The 12,671-nt window shown below is 59.5% G+C and carries 18 protein-coding genes; 13 read left to right on the top strand and 5 right to left on the bottom strand.

The genetic code is table 11. The features are described from left to right. Window positions 1-18: 18 nt before the first annotated feature. From AC1Q6D_RS11910 to AC1Q6D_RS11930, 5 genes are all read left to right on the top strand, one after another. A complete protein-coding gene (locus tag AC1Q6D_RS11910) occupies window positions 19-771 on the top strand; it encodes a TPM domain-containing protein (protein WP_492618467.1) in 753 nt (250 codons plus the stop codon). A 32-nt stretch (window positions 772-803) separates the two neighbouring features. Beyond that, entirely contained in the window at window positions 804-1,421 is a 618-nt protein-coding gene (locus AC1Q6D_RS11915) for a TPM domain-containing protein (RefSeq protein WP_103406918.1), read from the top strand. A 132-nt stretch (window positions 1,422-1,553) separates the two neighbouring features. Further along, window positions 1,554-1,850 carry a helix-turn-helix domain-containing protein gene (locus AC1Q6D_RS11920; protein ID WP_103406917.1) on the top strand — a complete coding sequence of 99 codons (297 nt, stop codon included), beginning with the start codon at window positions 1,554-1,556 and terminating at the stop codon, window positions 1,848-1,850. Next, the gene (locus tag AC1Q6D_RS11925; protein ID WP_103406916.1) at window positions 1,837-2,193 is read left to right on the top strand and encodes a putative holin; all 357 of its coding nucleotides are present in this window, start codon (window positions 1,837-1,839) and stop codon (window positions 2,191-2,193) included. The genes AC1Q6D_RS11920 and AC1Q6D_RS11925 overlap by 14 nt, the downstream gene beginning before the upstream one ends. Further along, window positions 2,193-2,471 (top strand): phage holin family protein, encoded by a 279-nt coding sequence (locus AC1Q6D_RS11930; RefSeq protein ID WP_103406919.1) that lies wholly within the window; start codon window positions 2,193-2,195, stop codon window positions 2,469-2,471. The genes AC1Q6D_RS11925 and AC1Q6D_RS11930 overlap by 1 nt, the downstream gene beginning before the upstream one ends. Window positions 2,472-2,495: 24 nt before the next feature. Here AC1Q6D_RS11930 and AC1Q6D_RS11935 read toward each other — a convergent pair whose 3' ends face one another. Next, window positions 2,496-2,921, bottom strand: coding sequence for a helix-turn-helix domain-containing protein (locus tag AC1Q6D_RS11935; protein WP_103406915.1), 426 nt, complete (start codon window positions 2,919-2,921; stop codon window positions 2,496-2,498). Between the two features lie 300 nt (window positions 2,922-3,221). Between AC1Q6D_RS11935 and AC1Q6D_RS11940 the strand changes: the two genes are divergently transcribed. From AC1Q6D_RS11940 to AC1Q6D_RS11950, 3 genes are all read left to right on the top strand, one after another. After that, complete coding sequence (locus tag AC1Q6D_RS11940; RefSeq protein ID WP_103406914.1) at window positions 3,222-3,500, top strand: Ogr/Delta-like zinc finger protein; 279 nt, start codon at window positions 3,222-3,224, stop codon at window positions 3,498-3,500. Between the two features lie 2 nt (window positions 3,501-3,502). Beyond that, window positions 3,503-3,865: a hypothetical protein gene (locus AC1Q6D_RS11945; protein WP_103406913.1), complete on the top strand. Its 363-nt coding sequence runs from the start codon at window positions 3,503-3,505 to the stop codon at window positions 3,863-3,865. 135 nt (window positions 3,866-4,000) lie between these two features. Next, entirely contained in the window at window positions 4,001-5,215 is a 1,215-nt protein-coding gene (locus AC1Q6D_RS11950; protein ID WP_103406575.1) for a class I SAM-dependent methyltransferase, read from the top strand. Window positions 5,216-5,290: 75 nt separating this feature from the next. Here AC1Q6D_RS11950 and AC1Q6D_RS11955 read toward each other — a convergent pair whose 3' ends face one another. After that, on the bottom strand, window positions 5,291-6,181 hold the full coding sequence (locus AC1Q6D_RS11955) for a DMT family transporter (protein WP_103406576.1): 891 nt from the start codon (window positions 6,179-6,181) through the stop codon (window positions 5,291-5,293). Between the two features lie 238 nt (window positions 6,182-6,419). Here AC1Q6D_RS11955 and AC1Q6D_RS11960 point away from each other — a divergent pair, with 238 nt between their 5' ends. From AC1Q6D_RS11960 to AC1Q6D_RS11970, 3 genes are all read left to right on the top strand, one after another. Continuing rightward, window positions 6,420-7,001, top strand: coding sequence for a DJ-1/PfpI family protein (locus tag AC1Q6D_RS11960; RefSeq protein WP_047526566.1), 582 nt, complete (start codon window positions 6,420-6,422; stop codon window positions 6,999-7,001). Between the two features lie 14 nt (window positions 7,002-7,015). After that, the gene (locus AC1Q6D_RS11965) at window positions 7,016-7,321 is read left to right on the top strand and encodes a ribbon-helix-helix domain-containing protein (protein ID WP_103406577.1); all 306 of its coding nucleotides are present in this window, start codon (window positions 7,016-7,018) and stop codon (window positions 7,319-7,321) included. Window positions 7,322-7,435: 114 nt separating this feature from the next. Continuing rightward, window positions 7,436-7,780 (top strand): YegP family protein, encoded by a 345-nt coding sequence (locus AC1Q6D_RS11970; protein WP_103406578.1) that lies wholly within the window; start codon window positions 7,436-7,438, stop codon window positions 7,778-7,780. A gap of 55 nt (window positions 7,781-7,835) precedes the next feature. Here the strand turns inward: AC1Q6D_RS11970 and AC1Q6D_RS11975 are convergent, their stop codons facing one another. Both AC1Q6D_RS11975 and AC1Q6D_RS11980 read right to left on the bottom strand, forming a co-directional pair. Further along, window positions 7,836-8,723, bottom strand: a complete 888-nt coding sequence (locus tag AC1Q6D_RS11975; RefSeq protein WP_103406579.1) for a dihydrodipicolinate synthase family protein — start codon at window positions 8,721-8,723, stop codon at window positions 7,836-7,838. A 29-nt stretch (window positions 8,724-8,752) separates the two neighbouring features. Then, window positions 8,753-9,535 (bottom strand): aldolase, encoded by a 783-nt coding sequence (locus AC1Q6D_RS11980; protein WP_103406580.1) that lies wholly within the window; start codon window positions 9,533-9,535, stop codon window positions 8,753-8,755. Between the two features lie 110 nt (window positions 9,536-9,645). Between AC1Q6D_RS11980 and AC1Q6D_RS11985 the strand changes: the two genes are divergently transcribed. Then, complete coding sequence (locus AC1Q6D_RS11985) at window positions 9,646-10,188, top strand: helix-turn-helix domain-containing protein (RefSeq protein ID WP_103406581.1); 543 nt, start codon at window positions 9,646-9,648, stop codon at window positions 10,186-10,188. A gap of 58 nt (window positions 10,189-10,246) precedes the next feature. Here AC1Q6D_RS11985 and AC1Q6D_RS11990 read toward each other — a convergent pair whose 3' ends face one another. Beyond that, window positions 10,247-11,266, bottom strand: coding sequence for a DUF4917 family protein (locus AC1Q6D_RS11990; RefSeq protein ID WP_103406582.1), 1,020 nt, complete (start codon window positions 11,264-11,266; stop codon window positions 10,247-10,249). 157 nt (window positions 11,267-11,423) lie between these two features. Here AC1Q6D_RS11990 and yiaY point away from each other — a divergent pair, with 157 nt between their 5' ends. Then, window positions 11,424-12,572: an L-threonine dehydrogenase gene (yiaY, locus tag AC1Q6D_RS11995; RefSeq protein ID WP_103406583.1), complete on the top strand. Its 1,149-nt coding sequence runs from the start codon at window positions 11,424-11,426 to the stop codon at window positions 12,570-12,572. Window positions 12,573-12,671: the final 99 nt, after the last annotated feature.

Raw genomic sequence — 12,671 nt, forward strand, 5'->3', positions numbered from 1 at the left:
GTGCTGTCGAGGTTGCCAATGCGAGCGTTGAAGATAGGCCTGATGCTGTTGGTCTGGTGGGTTGCCCTGGCGGCCCAGGCCGAATTGAAGTTTCCGCAGCTGACCGGCCGGGTGGTGGATAACGCCCAGATGATTGAGCCTGCGGTACGCGAGCAACTGACCCAGCAGCTTCAGGCCCATGAAAAAGCCACCGGCGAGCAGGTGGTCGTGGTCACGGTGCCGGACTTGCAGGGCACCGACATCGCCGATTTCGGCTATCAACTGGGGCGCTACTGGGGGATCGGGCAGAAGGACAAGAACAACGGAGCCTTGCTGATCGTGGCCCGTGATGAGCGCAAACTGCGCATCGAAGTCGGTTATGGCCTGGAAGATCGCCTGACCGATGCCCAGAGTTCAGTGATCATCCATCAGGTCATCACTCCGTCCTTCAAGGCCGGTCACTTCAGCAAAGGTATTAGCGACGGAGTGGCGGCGATGTTGGTGGTGCTGGGTGGCAACGCCCTGGACGAGCCATCGACCGCCTATGAATCCAGAGGCGATCCGGGTGACGATTTCGTCTCGCGGCATCCGGGTATCTTCGTGTTTTTGGTGCTGCTGTTCATCCTGACTGTGTTTGTCTGCCAGATGCTCGGTATCCTTCCCGCCGGCCGTGGGGGTTCGGGCGGCTCCGGAGGCAGTTTCGGCGGTGGAGGTTTTGGCGGCGGTGGCGGCGGGGGCTTCAGCGGCGGCGGGGGCAGTTTCGGGGGCGGTGGTTCGTCGGGCGGCTGGTGATAAAAACAATAGCGAACAGGCATCTTCAAGACATGGCATTACTCACTGAACACGAACAACGCAAAGTGGCCGAGGCCATTGCCCGGGTCGAGCGCGACACCGACGCGGAGCTGGTGACGGTGCTCGCGGCCCGCGCCGACGACTATGCGTACATCCCGCTGCTCTGGGCCAGTCTGCTGGCGCTGGTGGTGCCGGGTATCGTGCATTACCTGACGGGGTGGTTGACCCTGCACAGCCTGCTGCTGGTGCAATGGATCAGTTTCATCGTCCTGTGCCTGGTGTTCCGCCTGCCGACAATCACTACCCACCTCATCCCGCGCGCGGTGCGGCACTGGCGTGCTTCCAACCTGGCGCGGCGACAGTTCCTGGAGCAAAACCTGCACCACACGGTAGGCCGCACCGGTATGTTGATATTCGTCTGTGAGGCCGAGCGCTATGTGGAAATCCTGGTGGATGAAGGGATTTCCAGTCGCCTGGATGACAAGAATTGGGACGCGATTGTCGCGACGTTCACCCAACAAGTGCGGCAAGGGCAGACGTTGCAGGGGTTCGTCAACTGCGTCGAGGCGTGCGGCGAGTTACTCAAGGTTCATGTGCCGGTGACCCATGTGCGCAATGAGTTGCCCAATCGCCTGGTAGTGCTTGGCTAGGCATTTTGACCACGATCTTTTGTAGCGCTTCCAGGGACAATGACCGCCGGTTGTCCGGGTTCAGGCCAGTCTTCAACATCTCTCCTAACAGTGAACGCCGCACGACGGGCGTTCTGATAAGAGAGAGTTCCTATGTCAATGCATCAAATGCTCGACTCTTTGGCTGGCGCCCGCGGCGGCGCGCAGGCTCTGCCGGTGCAACTGACGGCCAAAGAAACACAAACCCTGATGTGGTGCTTCAAAGGTAAAACCTCGTGGGAAATCGCCAGGATTCAGAATTGTTCGGAATCCACGGTCAACTTCCACTTCTCCAATATTCGCCGCAAGTTTGCGGTCAGGTCTCGTAGCGCTGCCTTGCTCAAAGCCATTGAGTCGGGCGCCATCCGCGTGGGCGAGGTTGAATGGCGAGGCCCCCATGAGCCTGACTGACTCGACCTACAACAGTGTGGGTGGGCTCCTGTTGGGCTTGGGTATCGCGACTCTGCCCGCGATTGATGGCGAGGTGCTGTTCGGCGCATCGCTCGGGGGGTGGCTGGTGACCACGACGCGCACCAATTTCAAGGCGTGGCAGCGTATCGGCTCCTGGTTGCTGTCGGCGGGCGTCGGTTATCTCTTCACGCCGGTGGCACTGCCGTTGACCCCATTCCTGACAGCGGGCGTGACGGCGTTTCTTTGTGCGCTGGTCGTCATTCCCATCAGCATCAAGCTCATGCAGTGGATTGACGGTGCCGCCCTGGGGGAAATCGTTCGGCATTTGAGAGGGCGAGGATGATGGGTGATGACGCCGTTGCACTTGTCCTCATAACCGGCATTGCTCATTTGTTGAGTGCATTCAGGCTGGCCTGTTATCAGCGTGATGAAGTGCGACACCGTTGGCGTGACGGGCTGTTGACCAGCCTGTGTGGGGGGCTGTTTTGCGTGGCCGGGATGGATGTACTTATAACCACTGTACCTGTGAGTCCATGGCATTCAGTGGTGAGCGTGTTGTTATGCGTACTGATCATACGAAATGAAGGAAATATCATTGTGCTATGGCGCGCCTTGAAGTAACCGCACTTCTGTTTAGATATGACTTTATGTTTCTTTGGCTGGTTGAAGTGTCGCAAGGATGGCGGCCATTTCCGCTAGTTGAAGTTCCATGTCACGCAGGCGTCGCTTTTCCTCCAGTGCATGTTGAATGGCGTGGCGATCCTCTTCATTGAGCAATCGCCATAACGCGAGAATTGTATTTTCCCGGTTCGAATTGTCTTGATTTTCCTCGGGTGAGTGCCCGGCAACAGGCCGTAATACCGGCCCTTCACCGAGCAGTAACCAATCAAGAGAGATGCCACGGGTTTGTGCGATATCTACGCATAATGAGTATGGTGTGCTATCGCGACCTTTCCAGCTACTGAGGGTTTGTGGACTGATCTTTAGTGCGGAGGATAACGATGCATCGCTTTTTGTACCGGTAATTTGCTTCAGGCGCGTCAGAACAGCCTGTGATTTTTTGCTACGCAATTTGAGCCTCTTCCTTTTGACATATGCTTTTTGAGTGCCTAACTTATGCGTAATGAGTACTTTTTTTCTTGTGAGTAATCAATCGTCAACTATGAATCAGAAGAATACGATGTCGAAACTTCCTAATGGTAGCAAGGTGATTTCCTACGGGTTTAGTTCTTACCCAATACGCTTCTGCCCATTGCACTTCCCTTTGTCCGGCAGGCGCCATTCGCAAGGGCGGATCCTGGCGAGCAACGCTTCAAGCAGTATTGCGTTTGACAATCTCGATTACCACCAGATGACCACCGGGAAGCAGGCATGAGTACTTACAAGATGGTGTGTCCGCACTGCTTGAGCCGGATGCGTATCCGAACCAGCGAGGGCCGTCATATTTTTCTGCGGGTCGCCTATTTGCAATGTACGTCGGAAGCGTGCGGCTGGTCGGTTCGCGCCGAGTTCGAAATGACCCATGAGCTTTCCCCCAGTGGAATGCCCAACCCGGCGGTTCGGTTACCTTGCGCCGGGCCGGACTTGCGCCGTGCCGCCCGGCCTGTTGCGGTCAGTGAAACATCGACGGACACGCAACAGGAGTCTTGAGCATGAACGAAGTCGATGAAAACCCGGAATTTAATGAGGATCTGCTGGCCATGGCCCAGGCCTTTCTGGTTCGACATGAAAGCGACGGATTGCTCGACGACCAGGTGTTGTTCTGTCGTGCCGTCAAGCATTTGCAAAGTGTCGATGTGCCCATGCATGTGGCGGAAAGGCTGGTCAGTCATGCTTATGGGGAGCTCAAATCGAGCCATGATCGTCGGCGCCTGGACATCGCCGCGAGTTCTGAAACCGTCGCGGTGGTGACTGACCCGCTCAACGGTCTTACCTGGGCGGTACCGGTCGGGCTGATCGTCAAATACGTGATCAATTCGCCGAGTAACCGCAAGCTGCGACTGGTTGAGCCGTGATGCTTTAAAGGCAATTATTCAGGTCTTGGGTGGCGTGACCAAGACCTGCCACAAAATAACCCCGTGCCCAAAACCCCCGGCCCCCCTAAAATACCCGGCATTCCCCCGATTCGTATCGCCCGAGGCCGTTTTTCCATGTCTGTCACCGCCACTCCCGCCAGCCTCGCGCCGGATCATCACGCTCAATTCATCGACTTGCTGCAATCGAGCCTCGATCAGAATGCCTTCATCAAACTGGTGCTGGCCAAATACGTCGGCGAAGAGGCGGAGCTGCAGCGGATCATCATCAAGCCGGTGACCGTCAAGTCGCAGCCTTGCCTGTCCTTCGTCTATCGCTACAAAACCCGCGACATCACCAAGAACCTGCCGCTGGCCGAAGGGGTGGCAAGCATTGCCGAACTGCTTCCCGCGTCGTTCAAGAATGCGCATTTACTGTCGTTGACCGATGAAGCCCAGCTCGAATACAGCAAAAAGGGCAAGCCTTCGCTGTTCAAGAGCAAACCCCAGCAATTGCGTGAAGTGCCGTCCGCCGAGCACAACCGTGAGAAAAACCGCTTCCTCGACCTGAACCGACCGTTTCTCGCCGACCTTGGCGTGACCAACAGGCAACACGAGTTGATCCCGGCAATGTCGCGCAAGTGGAAGCAGATCAACAAATTCATCGAAGTGTTCAGCCACGCCCTGACCTCGTCACCCTTGGCGCTGGACAAGCCCGTGCGCGTGGCGGACTTCGGTTCGGGCAAGGGTTACCTGACCTTTGCCATTCACGATTACCTGCGCAATACCTTGAACGCCGAGGGCGAAGTGACCGGTGTCGAGTTGCGTGAGGACATGGTCACCCTCTGCAATGCCGCCGCGGCCAAGCTCGAGCATCCGGGGCTGGTCTTCAAGTGTGGTGACGTGCGCAGCGTGGCGCCGAGCGAGCTGGACGTCATGATCGCGCTGCACGCCTGTGACATCGCCACCGACTACGCGATTCACACCGGTATCCGTTCCGGCGCGTCGATCATCATGTGCTCGCCGTGCTGCCATAAACAGATTCGCCTGCAAATCCAGAGCCCGGCATTGCTCAAACCGATGCTGCAGTACGGTTTGCACCTGGGCCAGCAGGCTGAGATGGTGACCGACAGTCTGCGTGCGCTGTTCCTCGAAGCCTGCGGTTACGAGACCAAGGTGTTCGAGTTCATCTCACTGGACCATACCAACAAGAACAAGATGATCCTGGCGGTCAAACGCGCCGAGCCGGTGGACCCGGCCCAGCTGTTGGTGAAGATCCAGGAGCTGAAGGATTTCTATCACATCAGCGAGCATTGCCTGGAAACCCTGCTGCGGGCGGACGGCTATCTCTGATCCCATGCAGGAGCCGGCTTGCTGGCGATGGCGAGGACGGGGACGCAACCACCAGGAAGAGGGCTCCCACAGGATTTATGCGGTGGCAATGCGCGCGGGTTTGATGGCGGTCTTGCGTCCCAACATCACCGTCACGATCACCCCCGCAGCAAACAGCCAGGTGATCGGCTCGACGTGTTCGCCGAAGAACAGCGCCGAGAAGGCGATGGTGAAGAAGATTTGCAGCAACTGGATCTGACTGACCCGCGCAATCCCGCCCATGGCCAGACCGGCGTACCAGGCAAAGAACCCGATGAACTGCGAAAACAGCGAGACATAGCCGAAAGCCCACCAGGTTTTCGCCGAGATCTCGCCTTGATGTTGCAGCGCCAGGTACACCACCGGCCCGATCAGCAAAGGCGTCGAGAGCACCAGCGCCCAGCAGATCACTTGCCAGCCGCCCATTTCCTTGGCCAGGCGTCCCCCTTCGGCATACCCCAGGCCGCCCGCGGCAATCGCTCCGAGCATCAGCAAATCGCCGGCCTGAATGCTCCCGGCACCGCTGATCAGCGCATACCCCAACACCAACGCACTGCCCAGTGCGGCGCAGGCCCAGAACGCCTTCGACGGTCGTTCATGGGACAGCCACGCCGCGTACAACGCCACGCACAGGGGCTGTAGGCCATTGACCAGGGCGCCATGGGACGCCGGCAAGGTTTGCATGGCCCAGGCCGACAACACCGGGAAGCCCAGGATCACCCCGGCAATCACCAGGGTCAGGCCTTTGACCTGCTTCCAGGTCGGCCATTTCTCACGACGCCAGAGCAACAGCAGTGCTGCGGGAATCGCCGCGAACAGGGCCCGGCCCAAGCCGTTGAGCAGTGGGTGGAGCTCTTGCACGACGATTCGTGTGAAGGGCAGGGTGAGGCTGAAGATCACAACGCCGAGCAGGCCAAGGGCCATGCCGGTGTTTTCGCGGGAGGACATGATGGCAACCAGAATCGAGGGGGGTGGGAGGTGCCTTCATCTAGCCATAAATGGCGGGGGGCGCGCTGTTACAGCTAGGTGCAGAGTTATCCGTACAGTTTGAGGACGCCTTCGCGGGCAAGCCCGCGAAGAACGGTAACGCGGTCCATCAGGTAGTAGCAGGTTATTACCCGACCCGCCGGATAAGGACTACCTTGAATACTCCTGCAAGCCCACGTTTTCCAGAGGAGTCCTCCCCATGGCTGCTAAAAAAATTCTGATGCTGGTTGGCGATTACGTCGAAGACTACGAAGTGATGGTGCCTTTCCAGGCGTTGTTGATGGTGGGTCATACGGTACATGCGGTGTGCCCGGACAAAACCGCCGGCCAGACCGTGCGCACGGCGATCCATGACTTCGAAGGCGACCAGACCTACAGCGAAAAACCCGGTCACCTGTTTGCCCTGAACTTCGACTTCGCCAAGGTCGCGGCAGCGGACTACGACGCGCTGCTGGTGCCTGGTGGTCGTGCGCCGGAGTACCTGCGGCTGAACGAAAAAGTCCTGGAGCTGGTACGGGATTTCGACAAGGCCGGCAAACCGATTGCCGCCGTGTGCCACGGCGCGCAGTTGCTGGCGGCGGCAGGGATTCTCGAAGGCCGTGAGTGCAGTGCTTACCCGGCCTGCGCGCCGGAAGTGCGCCTGGCTGGCGGTACGTATATCGATATTCCGGTGACGGACGGCCACGTTCAAGGCAATCTGGCCACCGCGCCGGCCTGGCCTGCCCACCCGAACTGGCTGGCGGGTTTCCTTGGGTTGCTGGGCACCAAAATCACGCTGTAACGAGGGACCTTTCCATGTGCGAGCTCTACGTCAAAGCTGACCCGATTCTCTACGAATCGCGCTCCCGCTCGCTGCGCATCTGCGGAGTGGTCACCACCCTGCGGCTGGAGAATCAGTTCTGGGACATCCTCAGCGAAATTGCCGAGGTCGACGGCATGACCACCAACCAGTTGATCGCCAAGCTGTATGAAGAGGTGATGGACTACCGCGGCGAGGTGGTCAATTTCGCCTCGTTCTTGCGGGTCAGTTGCACGCGGTATTTGAGTCAGCGGCGGACTCAGGCACCGGAGTTGTCGGTGGTGCGGGCAGCGGCGAAATAAATAGATGTGCTTCGAACCGGCCGGCCCCATCGCGGGCCGGTACAGGCGACAAACACCCCGGCCTGATCTTTACTCTGAAGCGCGCAACCTCTCAATCGCCAAAGGAGAAAGAGCATGTCCGGATGGTACGAAGTGAGCAAAAGCATCAGCGGGCAATTCAGGTTTGTACTGAAGGCGGCCAATGCCGAGACCATTCTGACCAGCGAGCACTACAGCACGCGCGCCGCCGCCGATAAAGGCATCGCGGCGGTGCAGGCCAACAGCCCGATGGATGAGCGTTACGAGAAAAAAACCACCCGGGATGGCCACCCTTATTTCAACCTCAAGGCCGTTAACCACGAGGTCATCGGCACCAGCGAGGCCTTTTCTTCTGCGACCGCTCTGGAAAAAGGCATCGCCAGTGTGAAGGCCAACGGGCCAACCAAGGTGGTCAAGGACAAGACGTTGCCAGTGCTTTGAGGCACTTGTGGGATCGGGCCGGCTCGATCCCACAGTGTTTTTTTGAGGTTGGAAATCAGCGCAGAGTGTTCAACAGCCCCTGGAGCTGATCGCGTCCAGCCTCACTCAACGGAAAAACCGGTAGCCGCGGATCGCCCGATTCCAGCCCGGTGGCACGCAACCCAGCCTTGATGGTCGCCGGCAGGCCACCCTTGAGAATGAAGTCCAGCAAGGGCAACTGGCGATAGAACAGCTCGCGCGCCTTGCTCAAGTCGTTTTCCAGCACCGCCTGATACAAGTCGAGGTTGAGCTGCGGGATCAGGTTTGGTGCCGCCGTGCACCAGCCTTTGGCCCCGGCGGCAAACGCTTCCAGCGCCAACGGGTTGCAACCGTTGTAAAACGGCACCTGACCTTCGCCCAGGCGTTGCAGTTGATGCATGCGCTGGATGTCGCCGGTGCTCTCCTTGACCATGGTCACGTTTTCCACGCCTTTGACGATGCGCAAAATCAGGTCCACCGACATGTCGGTGCCGCTGGTGGCCGGGTTGTTGTAGAGCATGATCGGCACACCGATGCTATCGCCGATGGCGCGGTAGTGGGCGAGGATTTCCGCTTCGCTGAGTTTCCAGTAGGCGGTTGGCAACACCATCACCGCATCGGCACCCTGGGCTTCGGCGAAACGTGCGCGGCGCACGGCTTTGGCAGTGGTCAGATCGGACACGCTGACAATGGTCGGCACGCGTTTGGCCACTTGCCTGATACTGAATTCGGCGACTTGATCCCACTCGGCGTCGCTCAGGTAGGCGCCTTCCCCGGTGCTGCCCAGTGGGGCGATGGCATGCACGCCGCTGTCGATCAAATGGTCGATGGAGCGCCCGAGCGCGTCGAGGTCGACACTTTCACCCTTGGCGGTGAAAGGCGTGATGGTGTAGCCGATGATGCCGTGAATGGTTGTGCTCGACATGGTGTCTCTCCGTAATAAAAGGTCGGGGTTCAGTTCAGGCAATCGGCGTGTTGACGCAGGTTCTGCCGGGCGTAGTAGTTGAAAGCGGCGGCGTGTCGCTTGGGCCGGTCGATCCAGTCATGGGCTTCACGGCCCAGCTCGGGGATGATCGGCTGGATGGTCCCGGCGCTCATCGCCAGCAGTTGCAGCCTGGCGGCGCGTTCGATCAGTTGGGCAATCACACAGGCTTGCTCGATGGTGCCGCCGGTGGACAGTTGGCCGTGGTGGGAAAGCAGGATCGCCCTTTTGTCGCCCAGAGCCCCGGCAATCAACTCGCCTTCTTCATTCCCGACCGGCACACCAGGCCAGCCTTCGAGAAACGCGCAGTCGTCGTAGAGCGGGCAGAGGTCCATGTGGGAAATCTGCAGCGGCACTTCCAGCATCGACAAGGCCGCAACGTGGGTCGGGTGGGTGTGAATGATGCAGTTCACATCCGGCCGGGCGCGATACACCCAACTGTGGAAACGGTTGGCCGGATTGGGCATGCCATGGCCGGCGAGCACCTCCAGGTCTTCATTGACCAGCAGCAGGTTGCTCGCGGTGATTTCGTCAAAGCCCAGGCCCAGTTGTTGAGTGTAATAGGTGCCTGGCTGCGGGCCGCGGGCGGTGATTTGCCCGGCCAGTCCGGAATCATGGCCGTTCTCGAACAGAATGCGGCACGTCAGGGCCAGCTTTTGCCGGTCGGTCCACGTATTATCCGCGAGGGTGTTTTGCATCTGGGTCAGCGCTTGCTTGACCAGTTGCTCTTTGGGCAGTGCTAAGGTCTTGGCCATATCGGTGTCCTTTGGGGTGATTCATGCAGATGACACTAAAGAGGCTATATGACACTTTGTGTCATTGGCAAGGACAAATCGTCGGCTCCTTGATGGATTAATCGCTCCACATGTCTATCCGTTTGAAATTACTCAGAAAAAAACTTGGCGTGACACTCGAAGCCTTGGCCGAAAAATCCGGTATGACCAAGAGCTATCTGTCGAAAGTCGAGCGCGGGCTGAACACGCCGTCGATCGCGGCCGCCCTGAAACTGGCCAAGGCGCTGAACGTGAAGGTCGAGGAGTTGTTTTCCGAGGACAAGGTCAGCCTCGACAGCTACAGCCTGGTGCGCAGCCATGAGCGCCAGTCCCTGGCGGCCAACGATCAAAGTCCCGGTTACGCGGTGCTGGCCCATCAGGTCAGTGAACGCAGCCTGCTGCCGTTCATCATTTACCCGCCCGCCGAATTCACCGACAAAGCCTTCAAGGAACACACCGGGGAGGAGTTTCTGTTCGTCCACGAGGGGCAGGTGGAAGTGGACTTCATGAACGAGCGAGTGCTGCTCGATCGCGGTGACGCGCTGCACTTCAACGCGCAAAAACCGCACCGGATACGGTCAGTGGGAGAGGTTCAGGCGCAGTTGCTGGTGGTGGTGCACAGCAGCGAAGAATGAGCCCTGGCGCTTTTGTGGCGAGGGTGCTTGCTCCCTCGCCACCGGTCAGGTGTTGGCCTCAGACTTCGACCGGAACGGTCAGCTTCGGGCTACCCAGTGCATGGGTCTTCGAGTCAAAAAAGCGCAACTCAACACCCGTCCCCTCAAACACCTTCGCGTAATAGCGCTTCTGATGCTGGATAAACGCCTTGCTGCGCGGATAGATCGAGATCGCCACCAGCTGCGGTTTCGCCTGACGCAAGGCGTGCACGATGTGGTTGTCCTGCTCACCCAGGGCATGGCCGAAAATGCACAAGCCTTCGCCATGACCCAGTAACTGGTCGTAGCAGAACGACAGATAATCCGAGCTGCGAATGGTCTTGAGCTTGTCCGCGCTCGGCCCTTCGTTGACGAACAGCGGCACGTCGTCGAGGGTCTTGATCGTATTGTTGATCGCGAAATTACCCAGCAATGTGCCCTCGGTCGACATCAGCTTGCGCGCCGTGCCGTCCTGATTGCGCACCAGGTGCAGGCCACCGTGCAGGTACAGTAAGCGGGTTTTGTCGGTGGCGGTGGCGCTGAGGTCGAATCCGGGCTCGTCACCCTGGAACAGATCGGTGATCGCCTGCGGCGAGTGCTGGATCGCCCAGTAATTGAGCAGATCGTAGTTGGTGGTGAATACCGTGCGGTAGCGGGCCAGTTCCTGATTGATCGAGCCCAGGGTCGAGGACTGGACCAACCGCCACGGGATATGCACCGCGTGCACGGTGTTGATCAAGGCTTCCTTGATCGCGTAGTAACGATTGCGCGGGGCGGCGGAGCTGACGGCCAGGGCCTTGTTGACCCGGCTGGTGGTTTTCAGCGCGCTGAGCACTTGTTCGAAACTGCGGGTTTGCAGCGCATCGAACACACTCAATTCCGATTGGCTCAGGGGCTTTTCTTCGACGGTGCGGGCGTTCTCGAACAGCGAGTCGTAGCCGAAATCGTCCCACACGGCGCGGCTGGCGCCGTTGCCCACCAGCAAGCCGGCGAACGCAGCGCTTGAGCGCAAGGCGTTCCAGTCTTCAAGTTGGGCGTCGACATCCTGTAAATCGGTCATTGCGTTTGTCGTCTCGAAGCAAAAGGTCTGATGGGCGGCGACTTTATCACGACCGGACGTTGAGCCAGATCAACATGCAGTCGTGGCGACGGGTCGATCCTGAGCGCCTTCAGAGGATCGGTGCTGCCGGTCTGCCCCCTCGTCAGGAGACTCGCGCATGAGTAGTACGTTTTTTATCCCCGCCGTGAACATCATGGGCATCGGTTGCCTGGACGAAGCCATGGACGCCATCCGTCAGTACGGTTTTCGAAAGGCGTTCATCGTCACCGACGCCGGGCTGGCCAAGGCCGGCGTGGCGAGCATGATTGCCGGGAAACTGGCGCTGCAGGACATCGATTCGGTGATCTTCGACGGCGCCAAACCCAACCCCAGCATCGCCAACGTCGAGCACGGCCTGGGTCTGCTCAAGGAGACCCGGTGTGACTTCGTGGTGTCCCTGGGCGGGGGCTCGCCCCACGACTGTGCCAAGGGGATCGCCCTGTGCGCGACCAACGGCGGGCAGATTCGCGACTACGAGGGCGTCGATCGGTCCACTAAACCGCAACTGCCGTTGATTGCCATCAACACCACGGCCGGCACGGCCAGCGAAATGACCCGGTTCTGCATCATCACCGATGAATCGCGGCACGTGAAAATGGCCATTGTCGATCGCAACGTCACGCCGCTGCTGTCGGTTAACGATCCGGACCTGATGATCGCCATGCCCAAGGGCCTGACGGCCGCCACCGGCATGGATGCCCTGACCCACGCCATCGAAGCCTACGTGTCCACCGCTGCCACTCCGATCACCGATGCCTGCGCCCTGAAGGCCATCACCCTGATCAGCCATAACCTGCGCCTGGTGGTGGAGGACGGTGAAAACCTGGGGGCGCGGGAAGGCATGGCGTACGCGCAGTTTCTGGCGGGCATGGCGTTCAACAATGCGTCCCTTGGCTTCGTGCATGCCATGGCTCACCAGTTGGGTGGCTTCTACGACTTGCCCCATGGCGTGTGCAACGCAGTGCTGTTACCCCACGTGCAAAGCTTCAATGCCCAGGTCTGCGCCGTTCGCCTGACCGACGTGGCCCACGCCATGGGCGCCGACATTCGCGGATTCAGCCCGGAAGAGGGCGCCCAGGCGGCCATCGAGGCCATCCGCCGCCTTGCCCGCGATGTGGACATCCCCGCCGGTTTGCGTGAGCTCGGCGTCCGGCTCAACGACATCCCGACCCTGGCCAGCAACGCCCTGAAAGATGCATGCGGCGTGACCAACCCCCGGGCGGCGGATCAGCGGCAGATCGAAGAGATTTTCCGCAACGCGTTCTAGACGTTTTGGCGGCCGGGCGCGAGCACCACGCAAAGCAGCGCGCCCAAGGCCAGCAACGTGCATGACAATGACAGCGGCCAGGGCTGAGGGCTGGCGGTC

This window comes from Pseudomonas sp. MT92 (assembly GCF_058792515.1).

Excerpts from the sequence above, each read along its gene's own strand:
- AC1Q6D_RS11910 (WP_492618467.1), top strand. The coding sequence starts at position 19 with ATGCGAGCGTTGAAGATAGGCCTGATGCTGTTGGTCTGGTGGGTTGCC.
- AC1Q6D_RS11915 (WP_103406918.1), top strand. The coding sequence starts at position 804 with ATGGCATTACTCACTGAACACGAACAACGCAAAGTGGCCGAGGCCATT.
- AC1Q6D_RS11920 (WP_103406917.1), top strand. The coding sequence starts at position 1,554 with ATGTCAATGCATCAAATGCTCGACTCTTTGGCTGGCGCCCGCGGCGGC.
- AC1Q6D_RS11925 (WP_103406916.1), top strand. The coding sequence starts at position 1,837 with ATGAGCCTGACTGACTCGACCTACAACAGTGTGGGTGGGCTCCTGTTG.
- AC1Q6D_RS11930 (WP_103406919.1), top strand. The coding sequence starts at position 2,193 with ATGGGTGATGACGCCGTTGCACTTGTCCTCATAACCGGCATTGCTCAT.
- AC1Q6D_RS11940 (WP_103406914.1), top strand. The coding sequence starts at position 3,222 with ATGAGTACTTACAAGATGGTGTGTCCGCACTGCTTGAGCCGGATGCGT.
- AC1Q6D_RS11945 (WP_103406913.1), top strand. The coding sequence starts at position 3,503 with ATGAACGAAGTCGATGAAAACCCGGAATTTAATGAGGATCTGCTGGCC.
- AC1Q6D_RS11950 (WP_103406575.1), top strand. The coding sequence starts at position 4,001 with ATGTCTGTCACCGCCACTCCCGCCAGCCTCGCGCCGGATCATCACGCT.
- AC1Q6D_RS11955 (WP_103406576.1), bottom strand. The coding sequence starts at position 6,181 with ATGTCCTCCCGCGAAAACACCGGCATGGCCCTTGGCCTGCTCGGCGTT.
- AC1Q6D_RS11960 (WP_047526566.1), top strand. The coding sequence starts at position 6,420 with ATGGCTGCTAAAAAAATTCTGATGCTGGTTGGCGATTACGTCGAAGAC.
- AC1Q6D_RS11965 (WP_103406577.1), top strand. The coding sequence starts at position 7,016 with ATGTGCGAGCTCTACGTCAAAGCTGACCCGATTCTCTACGAATCGCGC.
- AC1Q6D_RS11970 (WP_103406578.1), top strand. The coding sequence starts at position 7,436 with ATGTCCGGATGGTACGAAGTGAGCAAAAGCATCAGCGGGCAATTCAGG.
- AC1Q6D_RS11975 (WP_103406579.1), bottom strand. The coding sequence starts at position 8,723 with ATGTCGAGCACAACCATTCACGGCATCATCGGCTACACCATCACGCCT.
- AC1Q6D_RS11980 (WP_103406580.1), bottom strand. The coding sequence starts at position 9,535 with ATGGCCAAGACCTTAGCACTGCCCAAAGAGCAACTGGTCAAGCAAGCG.
- AC1Q6D_RS11985 (WP_103406581.1), top strand. The coding sequence starts at position 9,646 with ATGTCTATCCGTTTGAAATTACTCAGAAAAAAACTTGGCGTGACACTC.
- AC1Q6D_RS11990 (WP_103406582.1), bottom strand. The coding sequence starts at position 11,266 with ATGACCGATTTACAGGATGTCGACGCCCAACTTGAAGACTGGAACGCC.
- yiaY (WP_103406583.1), top strand. The coding sequence starts at position 11,424 with ATGAGTAGTACGTTTTTTATCCCCGCCGTGAACATCATGGGCATCGGT.